The organism is Pseudomonas emilianonis (assembly GCF_023072625.1).
Lineage (GTDB): Bacteria > Pseudomonadota > Gammaproteobacteria > Pseudomonadales > Pseudomonadaceae > Aquipseudomonas > Aquipseudomonas paraveronii.
This window is the reverse complement of the sequence record NZ_JAKNRV010000564.1, coordinates 1-2264: the sequence shown is the minus strand read 5'-3', so window position 1 is coordinate 2264 and position 2264 is coordinate 1. Positions and strand designations below refer to the sequence as shown.

Annotated in this window: 2 protein-coding genes and 1 pseudogene; all 3 read left to right on the top strand. The window is 65.2% G+C overall.

Annotated features, from left to right (window positions below):
* Positions 1-405 (top strand): annotated as a pseudogene (locus L9Z73_RS29360) (molybdopterin molybdenumtransferase MoeA); the annotation flags it as partial.
* Positions 406-414: 9 nt separating this feature from the next.
* Complete coding sequence (gene ubiU, locus L9Z73_RS29355) at positions 415-1410, top strand: ubiquinone anaerobic biosynthesis protein UbiU (protein WP_247408376.1); 996 nt, start codon at positions 415-417, stop codon at positions 1408-1410.
* 10 nt (positions 1411-1420) lie between these two features.
* Positions 1421-2264 (top strand): U32 family peptidase (locus L9Z73_RS29350; RefSeq protein ID WP_247408375.1); only part of this gene is annotated, 844 nt, incomplete at its 3' end.

Here is a 2264-nt window from a genome sequence, read left to right as displayed (position 1 = left end):
TTCTGGCGCCTGGCGATCCAGCCCGGCAAGCCCCTGGCGTTTGGCGAAGTCGCGGGCAAACCGTGGATCGGCCTGCCCGGCAACCCGTCCGCCGCGCTGATCACCACGTTGGTGGTGGTGCGCCCGTTCCTGTTGCGCGCCCAGGGTGTCGAGCGCGTATTGCCGGTGCCGATCCAGGTGCCGGCCGGGTTTGAATGGTCCACCCCCAACAAGCGCCGCCAGTACCTGCGCGCGCGCTTGAGCCCGGGTGTGGATGGGCAATTGCGCGCCGTCCTGCACCCCCAGCAAAGCTCGGCAATGCTCACCGCCGCCTGCTGGGCCGATGGCCTGGTGATCGTCGAGCCCGAGCAACTGCTGCTCAAGGACGCACCGGTGCCTTTCCTGTCTTTCGCCGAGTTTCAATGAGGAGTCTCCATGCAACTGGTCTGCCCGGCAGGCAACCTGCCTGCGCTGAAAGCCGCGGTGCGCCAAGGCGCCGATGCGGTGTATGTCGGTTTTCGCGATGACACCAATGCCCGGCATTTCGCTGGGCTGAACATGGACGACAAACAGTTCGACGCCGCCGTCTCCCATATCCGCCAGCACCAGCGCAAGCTGTATGTGGCGGTCAACACCTACCCGCAACCGAAGATCTGGTCACGCTGGCAGCGCGCCGTCGACCGCGCGGCCGATCATGGCGTGGATGCGCTGATCGCCGGCGACCCCGGTGTGCTCGGTTACGCCGCTGCGCGCCATCCGCAAATGGCGTTGCACTTGTCGGTGCAGGGCTCGGCCACCCATGCGGCGGCGTTGAAGTTCTACGTCGAACGTTATGGCATTCTTCGCGCGGTGCTGCCTCGGGTGCTGTCCCTCGCCCAAGTGCGGCAGGTGGCGGCGAGCAATGTGGTGCCGATCGAAGTGTTCGGCTTCGGCAGCCTGTGCATCATGGCCGAAGGGCGTTGCCACTTGTCGTCGTATATCACCGGCGAGTCGCCCAACCTGTGCGGAGTGTGTTCGCCGGCCAAGGCGGTGCGCTGGAGCGACGACGCCGATGGTCTCAGCGCACGCCTCAGTGAAGTGCTGATCGACCGCTACACCCCGGAGGAACCGGCCGGCTACCCGACCTTGTGCAAAGGCCGTTTCCTGGTCGGCGGCAAGCGCTTCCACGCCCTGGAAGAACCGACCAGCCTCGACACCCTGGACCTGTTGCCCGAACTCAGCGCCATTGGCGTGGCAGCGGTGAAGATCGAAGGCCGGCAACGCAGCCCGGCCTATGTGGAACAAGTCACCCGAGTCTGGCGTGCCGCCCTCGACGCCCACCGCAGCGCCCCGGCCAATTTTGTGGTCAGGGACCAGTGGCGCCAGGTGCTGGCCGGACTTTCCGAAGGCAGCCAGACCACCCTGGGTGCTTACCATCGCGCATGGCAGTGAGGAATTACAGATGAAACTCAGCCTGGGACCGGTGCTGTTTTATTGGGATAAGGAACACCTGGGGCGCTTCTATTCAGACATGGCCGGCTTGCCCCTGGACGTGATTTACCTGGGGGAAACCGTGTGCTCGAAACGCCGCGCGTTTTCGCTGGATCAATGGTTGGGCCTAGGCCGCGAGTTGCAGTCGTGCAGCCCGGCGCAGATCGTGCTGTCGAGCCTGACCTTGATCGAAGCCGCCTCCGAGCTGTCGAGCCTGCGCCGCCTGTGCGACAACGGCGAGGTGCTGGTCGAGGCCAACGACATGGGCGCGGTGCAGTTGCTGATCGAGCGCAAGCTGCCCTTTGTCGGTGGCCCGGCGCTCAACCTGTACAACGGCCACGCCCTGGTGCAATTGCTCGATGCGGGCATGCAGCGTTGGGTGCCGCCGGTGGAGTGCTCGCAAAGCCTGATCGCCGATGTATTGGAGCAGGTGCGCGAACTCGGCCGGCCGCTGCCCGAAGTGGAAATCTTCGCCTACGGGCATTTGCCGCTGGCGTACTCGGCCCGTTGCTTCACCGCCCGGGCGGAAAACCGGCCCAAGGACGATTGCCAGTTCTGTTGCATCAACTACCCCGATGGCATGGCCCTGACCAGCCAGGAAGGGCAGCCGCTGTTCACCTTGAACGGGATTCAGACGATGTCGGCCGATGTCACCAACTTGCTCGCCGATTACCCCGGCCTGGTCGCGTGTGGCGCTGACCTGTTGCGCCTGAGCCCACGGGCTGAGGGCATGGTCGGCGTGGTCCAGGCTTTCGATCAGGTGCGCCAGGGCGCGATGCCGCCGTTGTGCGTCGACGGCTGCAACGGCTACTGGC